This is a genomic window from Bradyrhizobium sp. BEA-2-5 (assembly GCF_032918025.1).
In the GTDB taxonomy this organism is placed as follows: Bacteria; Pseudomonadota; Alphaproteobacteria; order Rhizobiales; family Xanthobacteraceae; genus Bradyrhizobium; species Bradyrhizobium pachyrhizi.
On record NZ_CP136629.1, the window covers coordinates 1,253,746 to 1,268,869 of the forward strand.

Sequence of the window (15,124 nt, forward strand, 5' to 3'; positions counted from 1 at the left end):
GGGCGAAGAGCTCTTGCGAAAGCCAGCCATGAACCAACTGACGAAATCGCCCGTGATCAACGCCGGTGCCACCCGCCGCGGCGCGCTCGGCCTGATCGGTGCCGGCATTGCGCTCATGGCCACGGGCGCCGCGCGCGCCGAGGATGACAATGTCCTGACCGAGGAGCAGGTGCTGCGCGATCCGGATATTCCGGTGATCGGCAACCCCAAGGGCGACATCACGATCGTCGAATGGTCCGACTACAATTGCCCGTATTGCCGCAAGCTCGAACCCGAGCTGCGCCAGGTCGTCCAGGACGATGGCAAGGTGCGGCTGGTGATGAAGGACTGGCCGATCCTCGGGCCGGTGTCGGTCACGGCGGCGCGGACTGCGCTGGCGGCGAAATTCCAGAACAAGTTCGACGTCGCACATGAGGCGATGATCTCGGTCAATTCGCGCATCACCGAGCCGCGCATCGCCGAGTTGCTCTCGGGCGCCGGCCTAGACATGGACCGCCTGAAGAAGGATCACGACGCCAACGCCAAGGCGATCGACGCGATCCTTTCGCGCAACAACGAGCAGGCTGAAGCTTTCGGTTTCAGTGGTACGCCGTCATTCATCGTCGGCAAGTACCGTGTGCCCGGCGTGCTCAGCATGGCCGAGTTCGAGCAGGTCATCGCCGACGCCCGCAAGGCCAAGATGGGCCGCAAGACCGAGCAGAATTAGCCTTTGGCGCCTTCTGTTGAGGAGCGCTGACGGGTCCGTGCGAAGTGCTCGTCTCGTTGATTTTCGTCATGGCCGGGCTTGTCCCGGCCATCCACGTCTTTCTGCTCGAGGCGGCAAAGAACGTGGATGCCCGGCACAAGGCCGGGCATGACGGGTTTTGCGGATATGATTGTGTCGGCTTGAAAGGAATCGTTACTTCGCCGCGATCTTGTCCCACTGCTCGCGGGTGCGCGTCTTCAGCAGGTTCCAGTCATGCGCTGCGACGTCCCAATTGACGATGGTGCGCGTGTCCTGCGCCACCTCGCCATTCGCGACGCTCGATGTCCGCATCGAGTCATAGACATAAACGCCACATATCAGCAGCAGCGCGCCCAAAATCATGCCGAAAAAGGTCCGCATCGCTTAATCCCTCCGGTGTCGGAAGCATAACGTCGCCGGGCTCGCTGTGGTTCCGGCGATCGATCAACTGCGCGCGAACGCCCGCATCACGTAGTCGATGAACACGCGCACGCGCGGCGAAAGCTGACGGTTGCGCGGATAGAGCAGGTTTACCGGCACCGAGGGCGGCGGACATTGCTGCAGCACCGCGACCAGCGTTCCGTTTGCCAGATCGGTTTCGGCATGGAAGCGCGGCACCTGCACGAGGCCGAGGCCGAGTTTGGCGCTCGCCAGATAACTCTCGGGGCCGGTCACCGACATCGGCGCCGGCAGCGGAAACTGCTTCAGCGCGCCGTCGATCACGAACTCCATCGGCCGCAGGCGTCCGGTCGTCAGCGAGCGGATGCCGATCATGCGATGACCATCGAGCGCGAACGGATCGACCGGCGTGCCGAAGCGCGCAAGATAATCCGGCGTCGCGCAGGTCAACCGCTCGAGCATCGTGACCTGCCGCGCGATCATGTCGCTGTCGGGCAGCTTGCCGAAGCGCAGCACGCAGTCGACGCCTTCGCGGATCAGATCGACCCAGCGGTCGCTCTCGCTCATGTTGATCTCGATGTCGGGATATTCGGCGAGGAAGCCCGGCAGGTTCGGCAGCAGGAAGTGCCGCGCGAGCGTGCCTTGCACCTCGAGCCGCAGTAGCCCCTTCGGCCGCGCGCCGCCGAACGCGCCCTCGGCGTCTTCGAGGTCCGCGATCAGCGACAGGCAGCGGCGGTGGTGCGCCTCGCCATCGAGCGTCGGGCGCACCGTGCGCGTGGTGCGCTCGAGCAGCCGCACGCCGAGCCGCGCCTCCAGTCCCTTTACCGCGTCCGTCACCGTCGAGCGCGGCAGCCCCAGATCGTCGGCGGCGAGCGAAAAGCTGCGCCGCTCGACCACCCGGGAGAACACGCGCATCGCGTCGAAGCGGTCCATTGCCATTATCCGAATACCACGAATAGTGATGCCGGAAGATGCATGATTATCCGGTGAGTGCCAAGGCATAGTGTCCTCCCATCGAACGCGGCACGGCCGCACAATCTGATGGGAGACTGAAAATGACCAACCAAACCAACAAGGTAGCTCTGGTGACGGGCGCCTCGCGCGGGATCGGCGCGGCGGTCGCCGAACGTCTCGCCAGGGACGGCTTCACCGTCGTCATCAACTACTCCGGCGACGCCAAGCCGGCCCAGGCGGTGGCCGACAGGATCGAGGCCGCCGGCGGCCGGGCACTGACCGCGAAGGCCGATGTCAGCGATGCCAACGCGGTGCGCGGCATGTTCGACGCGGCGGAGGCGGCGTTCGGCGGCGTCGACGTGCTGGTCAACAATGCCGGCATCATGAAGCTCGGCAAGATCGCCGACAGCGACGACGCCGCGTTCGACCAGCAGGTCGCGGTCAACCTGAAGGGCAGCTTCAACACCATGCGCGAGGCGGCGCGCCGGCTGCGCAACGGCGGACGCATCGTCAACTTCTCGACCAGCGTCGTCGGCACCAGGCTCGAGACCTACGGCATCTATGTCGCGACCAAGGCCGCGATCGAGTTGTTGAGTGCGATCCTGTCCAAGGAATTGCGCGGCCGCGGCATCACGGTGAACGCGGTCGCGCCCGGGCCGACCGCGACCGACCTGTTCCTGCACGGCAAGTCGGACGAATTGATCGACCGCTTCGCCAAGATGGTGCCGCTGGAGCGGCTCGGCACGCCCGATGACATCGCCAATGCCGTGGCCTTCCTCGCCGGCCCCGACGGCTCCTGGATCAACGGCCAGACGCTGCGCGTCAATGGCGGCCTGGTCTGACGCCCTCGCACCTTCAACCCAACTCCCGTTCAACTCGACTTCAAAAGGATATGTGTCATGAAACAGGTCATCGTCATCACCGGCGCTTCGAGCGGCTTCGGCCGCCTCACCGCCAACGCGCTCGCCAAGGCCGGCCACATCGTCTACGCCTCGATGCGCCACACCACCGGCCGCAATGCCGCCGCGGTCGCCGATATCGAGGAGTTCGCGCGCGACAACAAGGTCGACCTGCGCTCGCTCGAGCTCAATGTCGGCTCGCAGGCGTCGGTCGATGCGGCGATTGCGCAGATCGTCGCCGAGGAAGGCCGCCTCGACGTCGTGATGCACAATGCCGGCCACATGGTGTTCGGCCCGGCGGAGGCCTTCACGCCCGAGCAGCTTGCCGAGCTCTACGACGTCAACGTGCTATCGACCCAACGCGTCAATCGCGCGGCGCTGCCGCAACTGCGCAAACAGGGCAGGGGACTCGTGGTCTGGGTGTCGAGCAGCTCTTCGGCCGGCGGCACGCCGCCCTATCTCGCGCCGTATTTCGCGGCCAAGGCCGGCATGGATGCGATGGCGGTGATCTATGCCCGGGAGCTTACGCGCTGGGGCATCGAGACCTCGATCATCGTGCCCGGCGCCTTCACCGGCGGCACCAACCACTTTGCGCATTCCGGCCGTCCCGCGGACGAAGCGCGCGTCGCCGAATATGAGGCCGGTCCCTATGCCGGCTTCGGCGAGGAGATCATGAAGGCGTTCGCGGCGATCGTGCCCGAGGATGCCGACGCCTCGCTGGTCGCGGACGCGATCGTCAAAGTCGTCGACACGCCGTTCGGCAAGCGGCCGTTCCGCGTCCACATCGATCCGACGCAAGATGGCGCCGAAGTCGCATTCGGCGTGATCGACCGCGTCCGCAACGAGATGCTGCACCGGGTCGGCTTCTCCGACCTGCTCAAGCCGCGAGTGAACGGGTAATCCGACGCTCTCCCGCAACGTCATTGCGAGGAGCGACAGCGACGAAGCAATCCTTCCGCCGCGTGTTCGGTGACAATGGATTGCTTCGCTTCGCTCGCAATGACGGGATACGATCCCTCAGGCGCTGTCGGCCCGCTCGCCGTTCAACCACCGAAAAATCTCCGCATTGATCTCGCGCGGATAGGTGTGGCTGAGGTCGTCGATCTCGCGGTAGGTGACATTGGCGCCGGCGGTGGAGAGCGCCGCCTGCGTCTGCCGTGCGGTCTGCACCGGAAACATCCAGTCGAGCTTGCCGTGAGTGATGAAGACCGGCAGGCCGCGCAGCCGCTCTGCGTCCGCCATTTCCGCCATCAGCGGATGAAAGGTCGCCGCAACAGGCGCGAGATGAGTGAACGGCGAGGCGCCGTCGAGCCCGGTGACGTAGCAGAAGGTGCCGCCGTCGCTCATGCCGGTCAGAAGCATGCGCGAGGCGTCGATGCTCCAGCGGCCGCGCACCGTCTCGAGGATGCGCATGAGGTTCGGCGTGTCGGTATCGTCGCCCATCAGAGCCCAGGTCGGGCCGGTCGCGGTCGGCGCCACCAGGACCGCGCCGAGACTGCGCGCGTCGCGCAGCCAGCTCCACAGAAAGCCGCGCCCGTTGCCGCTGCCGCCATGCAGCGCCATCACCAGCGGCCAGGCGCGATCCGGCGTGTAATACTCCGGCACGTACATCGAGAAGCCGCCGCGGCTGCCCGGCTCGTTGCGCTCGTGGAAGATGCCGGTGTCGACGTTGGGTTTCGCCGCAAGCTTCGCCTGCAGCTCGGCGTCCTCGCGCAGATCGGGCGCGATGAAGAAGCCGCTGACCGGCGGCAGCTCGGTCAAGGGATACAGCGCCTCCTGCGCCCGCGGCAGATAGCGCAGCGCGCGGAACACGCTGACCAGATCGCCTTCGCCGTTCTGCACGGCGCGCAGCCCTGCGTAGCCGGCGAGCGCCGGTTCGATCGCAGCTTCAAGCGCGGTCTTGATGTGCGCGAATTTCTCCGGCCAGTCGGCAAGCCGCGGCCGCACCGCCTGCAAGGCCTCTTCGGGCTCGCCCGCGATCTGCATCACGCGATCGAAGTCCGGCGGATTGAGGTTGCGCGCGACAAAGGACAGCGATTCCAGCGTCTGCAGCAGCGGCGGCAACACGGCCACGATGTCGTCAACCACCGCCTCGCTCATCCCCGCTGCCTCTTCTGTATTAATGCAGCCGCGGCGCCTTCAACAGCTTCATGCGGTCGATCGAGGTCAGCGTGACGTCGAAGGTGACGCCCTCGTGATAGACGGTCAGCGGCACGTCCACGCCGGCCGCGCCGAGCGACCAGAACTTGCGGTAGAAGCCGGTCTGGCTCGTCACCTTGTCGCCGTCGACCGCGAGAATCACGTCGCCGGTCTTCAGCTCGGCGCGCGCCGCGGGTCCCTTGCTGGCGACACCGACCACCACGAGGCGGTTGTCGATCTCGGTCGTGTACATGCCGAGCCACGGCCGCGCCGGCTTGTCGACCCGGCCGAACTTGCGCAGGTCGTCCAGCACCGGATTGAGCAGATCGATCGGCACGATCATGTTGACATGCTCGGCGTGGCCCGAGCGCTCGCGTTCGAGCTGCAGCGAGCCGATGCCGATCAGCTCGCCGGCATTGTTGATCAGCCCGGTGCCGCCCCAGTTCGGATGTGCGGGACAGGTGAAGATGGCCTCATCCAGCAGATACTCCCAGTAGCCGGCGAACTCCTGCTTGGCCACGATTTGGCTTGCGACCGAACGCGTGCGCCCGCCGGCGCCGCCGACCACCACATTGTCGCCGACCTGGGTTGCCGCCGACGAGCCGAGCGGCAGCGGCGCGACGTCGAGCTGGCCGAGCGCCTGCACCAGCCCGAACCCGGTCTCGGAATCGAAGCCGAGCGCATGACCCTCCACCACGCGTCCGTCGGCGCGGTGCAGCCAGACCGTCTCTGCCTCAGTGATGAGATAACCTATCGTGAGCACCAGCCCGTCGTCGATCACGACGCCGTTGCCGGCGCGTTCGGTGCCCAGCGTCTCGGCGCTGAAGGCGTCCGGCGGAATGATCGAATGCAGCCCGACCACACTCATCAGCGCGCGATCGAGATCGTAGCGGTAATCTTCAGGACGAGGCTGAAAGGCCGCGGGCACTTTCCATTCGGTCACGGAGGGCATCAAAGGATCTCCTGGCGTGCAGGGCGCTGGAACCTCAACGTAGACCGAGGTTCTGCCGGCAGGGAAGATGGAATGATATACCTTGCAGGGCCGCCTGCACAGCTCATGTGGCGTGCAGACCTGCCCCTCGCAAGACGAAATGAACCTATTCGGCTTTCGCCGCCGCACGCGCCGGCATGATGCGGAAGGCGCGGTTGTCCTTCATCCACGCCGCGCGCTCGTCGCGCAACAGCGTGCGGCGGACTTTACCGGAATCATCGCGCGGCGGAGCGCCGACGAACTCGAAGCTTTCGGGGTGCTTGTAGCGGCTGAGCCGGTCTTTCAGGAAATCGCCCATGCCGTCGGCGATCGCTTGCGCATCGGCGCTGTCGGCGAGCTCGATGATGGCATGCACGCGCTGGCCCAATTCCGGATCGGGCAAGCCCACCACGACGCAGGAGCGCACCCCGGGGCAGGCAGAGACCGCGGCCTCGACCTCGGCCGGATAGATGTTGGCGCCGCCGCGCAAGACCATGTCGGCGAGGCGGTCGCCGAGATAGAGATAGCCTTCCGCATCCAGCCGGCCGATATCACCGAGCGATTCCCAGCCGTCCGGCAGCCGCTTCGGCGTTGCGCCGAGATAGTGATAGGTCGAGCCGGCGCCATCATTGGGCAGGAAATAGATTTCGCCCGTCTCGCCGGGCGCGACGTCGTTGCCGTCCTCGCCGATGATGCGAAGCTTCGCCATGTCGCCGATCTTGCCGACCGAGCCCTTGTGCGTCAGCCATTCCGTGCCGGAGATGATGCAGGCGCCCTGGCGCTCGGTGCCGCCATAGAGCTCCCAGATCCGCTCGGGCCCGAGCCAGGCGATCCAGTTCTCCTTCAGCCAGGGCGGCATCGGCGCGGCCATGTGGAAGACCGTCTGCAGGCTCGACACATCGTAGGCGTCGCGCACGTTCTCCGGCAGCGCCCAGATCCGGTGCATCATGGTCGGCACGAAATTGACCCATTGCACGCGCTCGCGTTCGATCTGGCGCAGCGTCTCCTCGGCATCGAACTTCACCATGCCGGTGACCCTTCCGCCCCCGAACAGCGCAAAGTGCGAGAGGATGAATGGCGCATTGTGATACAGCGGCCCTGGATTGAGCAGCGAGGTGTCGCGCGCAATACCGAGCGTCGCCTCGGCCGTGGTTTCGATCACCGCGGGGTTGTGATCGAGGATCACCTTCGGCCGCCCGGTCGAGCCGCCGCTCGTCATCGCCTTCCAGTAGCGCGCGACCGGGGCATCGAGCGGCGCCTCGGAGAATCCATCCGGCACGAAATTCACCGGCAGCGAATTCGGCGCATTCCAGTCGGCCTCGCCGCCGACCACAAGCGCCGGCTTCAGAATGTCGAGCACCGCGGCGGCTTCGCCGCGCGGCAGCCGCCATGACAGCGAGGTCGGCGTCGCCCCGCACTTCCATACCGCAAAGGAGGTCTCGAAGAACGTGTTGCCGTTCGGCAAGCCGATCGCCACGAAATCGCCGGGCTTGACGCCCCTGGCCGCGAAGGCGCGCGCCCGTGCATTGGCGCGGCGCTCGAGCTCGAGCCAGGTCAGCGCATCCGCGCCATGACTGATGGCGATCGCGTCAGCGGGCTTGCGTTCGGCATACCAGCGCGGCACGTCGGCGAGGGGGATCAGCATGGGTCGTTTCCGTCGAAAAGGCGGCTTGAAGCGCTCTTGTTGCAGGGATGTGGCCAAGGCCACGGCCGCCACTTCACCAACAGTGCGGTCTCCGTGTCAAGCCGATGGCTGCCGAGGCGGCCGGTATCCCGCTGGTGGAATTGCAGAATCCCTGTTCGCTAAAAGCCCCGTCAAGATTCCGGTAAAGTTCAAGCGATCGCGCTAAGCCGGGCTTTACGGGGGGCCGGCATTGTGGCCGTTGCGGTTCTGTGCCGCGCGCGTCGATCGACGCGCGCGGTCTGCAATGTCTTTCAATGACCAATGGCTTCAAGGACGGCGACGATGGCGAGCAGTGGAGCACGGATCAAGGTCAGTCGCGAGCCGCGGCGCCAGCTCAACAATCGTGCGGCCTGGATCACGGTCGATGACGGCGCGACCGAGAGCGAATGCGCCGTGGTCGACATCTCGCCGGGCGGCGCCAAGATCACCACCGAGGTCGAGTTCGAGGTGAAGGACCACCTCGCGCTGACGCTGCTCGCCGATCACGCCAAGCGCTATCCTTGCGAGGTGGTCTGGCGTCGCGGCAAGACCTACGGACTCAAATTCGTGACGGCCGAAGCCGAGCCGGTTGAACCGGCCGCAGAGCCGGCCGGCGCGACCTAGCGCAGAATTCATCAATCGATGTGCGAATGGACGTTCGGCGTAGGCCATCGCCGATCGCTTCGGCCGCGCGTTCAATTGCTCACGTCGGAATTTCCCACGCAAGCGTGGTTCACGTCATCGCCGCTGCGGGTTGTTGTCGGCATTGCCGGTGGTGCCCGTCGGACCTCCCGGTAGCGCGGGTGCGGCGCTGCCGCCGCCGGTGCCGGAAGACGGTGCGACGCGCTGGCCGGACTGGGTCGGGAGCGCGGTGCCGCCGACGCCGTTCGACGGCGCGGCGCGGTCGCCCGGCCTGGGCGGCAGCGGGGTGCCGCCGGTGTTCTGCGCGAGAAGCTGGGCCGGTGCGAGGACGAGGCCGGCGGCGACGACGATGGCAAATTTGGTCTTGAACATGCGCTGGTCCGAGATGGCGCGGTGAGGCTGCGGCGAGAGGCACAGCCGCGACGGACACGAGATCCGCCAAGCCCGCGAGATTGCGATACCAGCATAACGTCCGCCGCATTTGATGCGTTCCCGGACGCCTCGCCAGGACGAAGCAAATATCCGTGTGGTCAACCGCGACGATGATCACGGAGCCGCGCTGCGATAGCCTTGCGCGAGGCCGCTTTCGGCCTCACCCGGTACACCGCCGCTTGCGATCAGCCGCGGTAGCGCAACGCGTCGACCAGCAATGCAAACGCCGGCGAGGATTGCCGGCGGCTCGGATAATAGAGGTGATAGCCCGGAAACGGCGTGCACCAGTCGTCGAGCACCTGGATCAACTGTCCCTTGGCGAGTTGCGCGCGCACCTGATCCTCGGCGATATAGGCGAGTCCCAGCCCGGCCAGCGCTGCCTTGATGCGTAATGGGGTGCTGTTGAACACCAATTGCCCGTCGACGCGGACCTTGAGCGGGCGGCCGCGCCGCTCGAACTCCCAGGCATAGATGCCGCCATGGGTCGGCAGGCGGATGTTGATGCAGGCATGCTGGGTCAGGTCCTGCGGTCGTCTCGGGCGCTCCCGCCGCTTGAAATAGGAGGGAGCACCGACCACGACCATGCGGAAATCCGGCCCGATCCGCACCGCGATCATGTCTTTCGCGAACTGCTCGCCGAGGCGAACGCCGGCGTCAAATCGCTCCGCGACGATGTTCGCGAGACCGTTATCGACGGTCAAGTCCACCTTGATGTCGGGATAGCGCGGCAAAAACTCCGCCAGCGCCGGCCACAGGATGGTCTCGGCGGCGTGCTCGCCGGCGTTGATGCGGATGGTGCCGGCGGGCTTCTCGCGCAGCGCGCTCAGCGCTGACAGCTCGGCTTCGATCTCCTCGAAGCGCGGGCCGATGCCTTGCAGCAGCCGTTCGCCGGCGGCGGTCGGCGCGACGCTGCGCGTGGTGCGGGTCAAAAGCCGTACGCCGAGCCGTTCCTCCAGCGCGCGCATGGTGTGGCTGAGCGCCGATTGCGACACCCGGGACGACGATGTGGATGTAGGCTATGCAACACACTCGCCGTCGTCCTGGCGAAAGCCAGGAGGTAGATTCACATTCGAAGTGCAACACTTGAGCAAAGGCCTCGGCAGGCGTGCGGTAGTCAAGGCATTTGCGCGGGGTGTTGTTGTAGGCGGCGATGAACTGGCGGAATCTGGCGGTCGAGAGGGTTACGAGATCGGTCTTGCGGGGAATAAAGCGGCGCATCCTGCCGATAGCGTTCTCGATGCCGCCCTTCTGCCAGGGGGCGTGGGGATCGCAGAAGAAGGTCTCGATCGAGAGGCGGTGCAGCGCCAGGTGACCGGCGAACTCGGTGCCGTTGTCGAAGGTCACGGTCTGGCGCAGCTCCTGTGGCAGGGTCGCGAAGAAGCCCACGAGATGGCGGGCGACACCGCGCGCGACCTTGCTGGCAAGGCGGATGCCGAGCAGCAGACGCGAGGTGCGCTCGTGCACGGTCAGCACGGCCTGACCGTATTTCGAGAACATCATCAGGTCGGCCTCCCAGTGTCCGGGCACGCTGCGGTCGGCCACTTCGATCGGCCGATTTGCCAAGGAAACACGGCCTTCGATGAAGCTTGCGGGGCTGCCGCCCCTCTTGCCGCGGCGGCCGCGCTTGCTCTTGGCGCGCGGCAGATAGCGCCGCCAGTTGAAATCCGTGGTGCGCCTGAGTTGGGCATAGATGAAGCGGTAGATGGTCTCGTGCGAGATCACCTTGCGCCCGGACTCGCGGGCCAGCCGGCCGGCGACCTGCTCGGGCGACCAGCCCCGGCGAAGGCGTTCCAACACCGCGCGGCGCAGGCCGGGCTCCCGTTCGAGGCGTCCGCCCGTCCAGCGCCGCGCTCGCATCTGGTGCTGGGCATAGTTTGGCTTGTAGCCGACCTGGCTCCCCCGATTGCGCCTCAGTTCCCGAGAGACCGTTGATGGCGAGCGATCCAGAGCTGCCGCGATTTGCCGGACCGAGCTGCCATTGGCCGATAGGCAGGCAATCTCGCATCGGTCGTCCAGAGAGAGCTGCTTGTAAGTCCGCCCCATGGCAACACCTCCTCAAGGAAGTGTTGCACTTCGTTTGCGAACTCAGGGGACCCATTACCCCAAATCTCAATTGTTGCGCGACGCTGAGGCCGCGATCCCGTTCCCAATCAATTGCGGTGGCTATGGGTCCCGGCTTTCGCCAGAACGACGATCGTGTGTGTGGCATCCGCACTGTAATCGCTCGGCTCGCCGCCTCCGCATGCGCGGGTGATGACACCGCGTGGTGTGAGACGATGAATCGAGAACCATCCTCATCGTCGTCCCGGCGCAGGCCGGGACCCATAACCACCGATGCGAATTGTCAAGTGCGGTTGCAACGACGAGTCCCACCTACAACACCCGCCGCGGCGTATCGGTCCCGGCCTGCGCCGGGACGACGGCGGTATGTGCGGCGCGACTTCAGCCTGTCGTCTCGCCGGGATAAGCCTGGCCATGACGGAGCGTCGCGTTCCACGCCGACATGCGGGTCATTTTTCCGTCAGCTTCAGCTCGATGCGGCGGTTGCGCTTGTAGGCCTCCTCGGTGTTGGCGGGATCGAGCGGCTGGAATTCGCCGAAGCCGGCCGCGACGAGGCGCTGGGCGGGCACGCCGAGCGAGATCAGATATTGCACCACCGAGATCGAGCGGGCCGCGGACAGGTCCCAGTTCGACTTGAAGTTCGGGCCGTTGACCGGACGCACATCGGTATGGCCGTCGACGCGCAGCACCCAGGGGATCTCGGTCGGGATCTTCTTGTCGAGCTCGATCAGCGCAGTCGCCAGCGTGTCGAGCTCGGCGCGGCCCTCGGGCAGCAGCGTCGCCTGGCCGGTATCGAAGAACACTTCGGACTGGAACACGAAGCGGTCGCCGACGATGCGGATGTCGGGCCGGTTGCCGAGGATGGCGCGCAGGCGGCCGAAGAATTCGGAGCGGTAGCGCGACAATTCCTGCACGCGCTGCGCCAGGGCGACATTGAGGCGCTGACCGAGATCGGCAATTCGATTTTGCGATTCCTTGTCGCGCTTCTCGCTGGCATCCAGCGCCTCTTCCAGGGCGGCCAATTGCCGGCGCAGCGCGCTGATCTGCTGGTTCAGCACCTCGATCTGCGCCAGGGCCCGCGCCGAGACAGCCTTCTCCGAGTCCAGCGCCTTGCCGAGTTCGTTGGCGCGGCCCTGCGCGTCGCTGCCGGAACTCGCGAGTCCCTCATAGAGCCCCTTGATGCGGTCGCGCTCGCCTTCCGCGGAAGCGAGCCCGGCGCGCAGCTGCGAGACCTGGTCGTCGAGGCTGAGCTTGCCGAGCTTTTCCAGCGACAGGAGCTCGTTGAGCTGGGCGATCTTGGCGTTGAGCTGCTCCAGCGCCTTGTCCTTGCCGGTGACCTCCTGCGACAGGAAGAACTGTACGACCAGAAACACCGACAGCAGGAACACGATCGACAGCACCAGCGTCGACAGCGCGTCGACGAAGCCGGGCCAGTAGTTGAAGGCGCCTTCGCTGCGGCGGGAGCGGGCGAGGGCCATGGGTCTCTCCTTGGGCTTGCTCCCCGGCTAGCTCTTCTCGGGTTGGCGGGCGAGGCGTTCGAGCAGCCGCTGGATCTCGCGGTTCTGCTCGCCCTGGCCGTCGGCCCATTCGCGGATCATCTGCTGCTCGGTGCGCATGTGCGAGACCAGCGCCTGGATCGCCTCGGCAAGGCTCGCCATCGCCGCCGTTGTGCCGCGGCTGGCGCTGCCTTCCTCCAGCGCGGTGCGGAGCCGGTCGATCGCGCCCTGCATGTCGCCGGAGACGCCGGCTTCATCGCCGGAAATGCCGCGCACGGTGGTGGCGAGCCAGTCTTCGAGGTCCGTGTAGAAGCGGTTCTGCGCCTGGCTCGATTGCAGGTCGAGGAAGCCGAGGATCAGGGAGCCGGCGAGGCCGAACAGCGAGCTGGAGAACGAGATCCCCATGCCGCCGAGCGGGGCGGCGAGGCCCTCCTTGAGCGTGTCGAACAGCGAGCCGGCGTCGCCGCCGACCTTGAGCCCGTCGATCACCTTGCCGACCGAGCCGACCGTCTCGATCAGGCCCCAGAAGGTGCCGAGCAGGCCGAGGAAGACAAGGAGGCCGGTCATGTAGCGCGAGATGTCGCGGGCCTCGTCGAGGCGAGTCGCGATGGAATCGAGCAAATGCCGCATCGTGGTCTGGGTGATGGTCATCCGCCCGGAGCGCTCGCCGCCGAGGATCGCCGCCATCGGCGCCAGCAGCTTCGGGTGCCGGGCCGGCGCCAGGCCGGGGTCGGCGATGCGGAAATTGTTGACCCAGGAGACCTCAGGATAGAGCCGGATGACCTGGCGGAAGGCCAGCACGATGCCGATGAACAGCACCGCCCCGATCAGGGCATTGAGCCCGGGATTGGCGAAGAAAGCCTGGATGATCTGCTTGTAGAGCACCACGCCAACCAGCGTGCACAGCACCAGGAAGACCAGCATCCGCACCAGGAAGACGCTGGGCGAGGACAGTTTGCTCAATTCGATCTCCATGTCGGAGCGGGAAGGAGGCATTGCCGGGTCATCCGTTCGCGAAGGCCGCATCTGCGAGCAATATGGCACAGCGGCGGAGTGAGGAAAGCCGATTCCAGGGGCAGCAAACAGGACCTTGGGTTGGAATCTCGTGGGCCGTTGCCGCTTTGCACGGCTTTCCGACCGGTCGGCGCATCACCATCCACAGAGCTGCATACCCCACCCGCAGATCGCGAGATGAGGTCGGTTTGCACGCATCCTTGGGTGGGACGAGCGCGACGCAGGGTGATTCGGTCCGATTGTCTCGGTGTCGCGAGGTGCGGCATTCCGCGCAGGGTAAAATGGCCGGATTCCCGTGCACGCAGTCCTTAATGCATTCCCACAGCTTGCGATGGAACCTGCTCACAATGCAGTGAGTCGATAAAACATGCCGAAAAATCAGGGTGATAGGTTTGTGTGACAATGAGCCGCCCGACAAACGCTTTGCGTCGCAGCAAACGGGTTTTATTTTCCACGCAGCAAAACGAGCGGTGTCGCAGTGACATCGCTGTTCGTTTCTTCAAACCTATCAGGGGCGATCATCTCAATGTCTGGACTTCGCGCGCAATCGGCATGCATTGCATTGATGCTGGCTGCCCTCGCGCCAATGCTTGCTGGCTGCGACGAGCCGAACACCGCAACCGCCGCCGTACAAGCACCCGAGCCGGACGTCAGTGTCGTCACCGTGAGGCCGCAGCCGCGCGCCGTGGTGCGCGAACTGCCGGGCCGCATCGCACCGACGCGTGTCTCCGACGTGCGGCCCCGGGTCTCCGGCAACGTGGTCGAGCGTCTGTTCCGCCAGGGCAGCGAGGTGAAGGCGGGCGATCCGCTCTACCGCATCGATCCGCGCCCGTTCGAGGTCGAATTGCAGTCGACCGAGGCGGCGCTGGCGCGCGCCAAGGCCGTGCTCGAGCAGGCCGCGCTGCAAGCTCGCCGTATCGCCACCCTGACCAGCCAGCGCGCCGCGCCGGAAGCCGAGAATGAAAAGGCGATCGCGACGCTGAAGGGAGCCGAAGCCGACGTTCAGGGCCGCGAGGCCGATGTTGCCCGCGCCAAGCTCAACCTGGATTACGCAACCATTCGTGCGCCGATCGACGGCACCATCGGTGCGGCGCTGGTCAGTGAGGGCGCGCTCGCCGTGCAGAACGAGACCAATCTCGCCACCATCCAGCAGCTCGATCCGATCTATGCCGATTTCACCCAGTCGGTGACCGAGCTCAATCAGCTCCGCCGTGCCTTCGAGACCGGCGACCTCGATCGCATCGCGCCCGACGCGATGAAGGTGCGCCTCGTGCTCGACGACGGCTCGATCTACCCGCTGCCGGGCAAGCTGTTGTTCTCCGATGCCAAGGTCGACGCCCACACCGGGCAGGTGACGTTGCGCGGCGAGTTCCCCAACCCGAAGCGCGAACTGCTGCCGGGCATGTATGTCCGGGTCCGCATCGACCAGGGTCTCGATTCCGACGCGATTGCGGTGCCGCAGCAGGCCGTCCAGCGCAATGGCGGCGGCGGCAGCGAGGTGTTCGTCGTCAAGGACGACAACCACGTCGCGGTACAGTCGGTGCGCACGGGCTCGGTGCAGGACGGACTCTGGTTCGTCACGGAGGGTCTGAAGGCCGGTGACAAGGTCGTGGTCGAAGGCTTCCAGAAGTTCGCGGCCGGCGACAAGGTCCGGCCGCAAGCCTGGCGCGAGGTCGACGCAGCTGCAGCACCGACGGATTCGCACCAGACCGCGCACGCGGTGCGGTGATC

13 protein-coding genes and 2 pseudogenes are annotated in these 15,124 nt (G+C 65.9%); 5 read left to right on the top strand and 10 right to left on the bottom strand.

From position 1 onward, the window contains the following. Nucleotides 1-28 precede the first annotated feature (28 nt). Nucleotides 29-706: a DsbA family protein gene (locus tag RX327_RS05760; RefSeq protein ID WP_317249721.1), complete on the top strand. Its 678-nt coding sequence runs from the start codon at nucleotides 29-31 to the stop codon at nucleotides 704-706. 192 nt (nucleotides 707-898) lie between these two features. Here the strand turns inward: RX327_RS05760 and RX327_RS05765 are convergent, their stop codons facing one another. Next, nucleotides 899-1,105: a hypothetical protein gene (locus tag RX327_RS05765; RefSeq protein ID WP_016841536.1), complete on the bottom strand. Its 207-nt coding sequence runs from the start codon at nucleotides 1,103-1,105 to the stop codon at nucleotides 899-901. A 63-nt stretch (nucleotides 1,106-1,168) separates the two neighbouring features. Continuing rightward, the gene (locus tag RX327_RS05770) at nucleotides 1,169-2,056 is read right to left on the bottom strand and encodes a LysR family transcriptional regulator (protein WP_317249722.1); all 888 of its coding nucleotides are present in this window, start codon (nucleotides 2,054-2,056) and stop codon (nucleotides 1,169-1,171) included. Between the two features lie 122 nt (nucleotides 2,057-2,178). Here RX327_RS05770 and RX327_RS05775 point away from each other — a divergent pair, with 122 nt between their 5' ends. Both RX327_RS05775 and RX327_RS05780 read left to right on the top strand, forming a co-directional pair. Then, on the top strand, nucleotides 2,179-2,919 hold the full coding sequence (locus tag RX327_RS05775) for an SDR family oxidoreductase (RefSeq protein ID WP_317249723.1): 741 nt from the start codon (nucleotides 2,179-2,181) through the stop codon (nucleotides 2,917-2,919). A 57-nt stretch (nucleotides 2,920-2,976) separates the two neighbouring features. After that, entirely contained in the window at nucleotides 2,977-3,876 is a 900-nt protein-coding gene (locus RX327_RS05780) for an SDR family oxidoreductase (RefSeq protein ID WP_050385616.1), read from the top strand. A 117-nt stretch (nucleotides 3,877-3,993) separates the two neighbouring features. Here the strand turns inward: RX327_RS05780 and RX327_RS05785 are convergent, their stop codons facing one another. From RX327_RS05785 to RX327_RS05795, 3 genes are all read right to left on the bottom strand, one after another. Then, nucleotides 3,994-5,076 (bottom strand): phospholipase, encoded by a 1,083-nt coding sequence (locus RX327_RS05785; protein ID WP_317249724.1) that lies wholly within the window; start codon nucleotides 5,074-5,076, stop codon nucleotides 3,994-3,996. A gap of 19 nt (nucleotides 5,077-5,095) precedes the next feature. Further along, the gene (locus RX327_RS05790; protein WP_317249725.1) at nucleotides 5,096-6,067 is read right to left on the bottom strand and encodes a S1C family serine protease; all 972 of its coding nucleotides are present in this window, start codon (nucleotides 6,065-6,067) and stop codon (nucleotides 5,096-5,098) included. 145 nt (nucleotides 6,068-6,212) lie between these two features. Continuing rightward, on the bottom strand, nucleotides 6,213-7,730 hold the full coding sequence (locus tag RX327_RS05795) for an AMP-binding protein (RefSeq protein WP_317249726.1): 1,518 nt from the start codon (nucleotides 7,728-7,730) through the stop codon (nucleotides 6,213-6,215). 321 nt (nucleotides 7,731-8,051) lie between these two features. On the opposite strand from RX327_RS05795, the gene RX327_RS05800 reads away from it, so the two are divergent. Beyond that, nucleotides 8,052-8,372: a PilZ domain-containing protein gene (locus tag RX327_RS05800; RefSeq protein WP_050385612.1), complete on the top strand. Its 321-nt coding sequence runs from the start codon at nucleotides 8,052-8,054 to the stop codon at nucleotides 8,370-8,372. A 114-nt stretch (nucleotides 8,373-8,486) separates the two neighbouring features. Here the strand turns inward: RX327_RS05800 and RX327_RS05805 are convergent, their stop codons facing one another. The 5 genes and pseudogenes from RX327_RS05805 to RX327_RS05825 form a co-directional block, all read right to left on the bottom strand. After that, on the bottom strand, nucleotides 8,487-8,762 hold the full coding sequence (locus RX327_RS05805; RefSeq protein ID WP_028333521.1) for a hypothetical protein: 276 nt from the start codon (nucleotides 8,760-8,762) through the stop codon (nucleotides 8,487-8,489). A gap of 245 nt (nucleotides 8,763-9,007) precedes the next feature. Next, nucleotides 9,008-9,814: pseudogene (locus tag RX327_RS05810) on the bottom strand (LysR family transcriptional regulator); the annotation flags it as partial. Between the two features lie 190 nt (nucleotides 9,815-10,004). After that, a pseudogene (locus RX327_RS05815) lies at nucleotides 10,005-10,865 on the bottom strand (IS30 family transposase); the annotation flags it as partial. Between the two features lie 467 nt (nucleotides 10,866-11,332). Next, nucleotides 11,333-12,361 carry a peptidoglycan -binding protein gene (locus RX327_RS05820; protein WP_317249727.1) on the bottom strand — a complete coding sequence of 343 codons (1,029 nt, stop codon included), beginning with the start codon at nucleotides 12,359-12,361 and terminating at the stop codon, nucleotides 11,333-11,335. 27 nt (nucleotides 12,362-12,388) lie between these two features. Further along, nucleotides 12,389-13,375 (bottom strand): flagellar motor protein MotA, encoded by a 987-nt coding sequence (locus RX327_RS05825; protein WP_317249728.1) that lies wholly within the window; start codon nucleotides 13,373-13,375, stop codon nucleotides 12,389-12,391. Between the two features lie 544 nt (nucleotides 13,376-13,919). Between RX327_RS05825 and RX327_RS05830 the strand changes: the two genes are divergently transcribed. Next, nucleotides 13,920-15,122: an efflux RND transporter periplasmic adaptor subunit gene (locus RX327_RS05830; RefSeq protein ID WP_317249729.1), complete on the top strand. Its 1,203-nt coding sequence runs from the start codon at nucleotides 13,920-13,922 to the stop codon at nucleotides 15,120-15,122. Nucleotides 15,123-15,124: the final 2 nt, after the last annotated feature.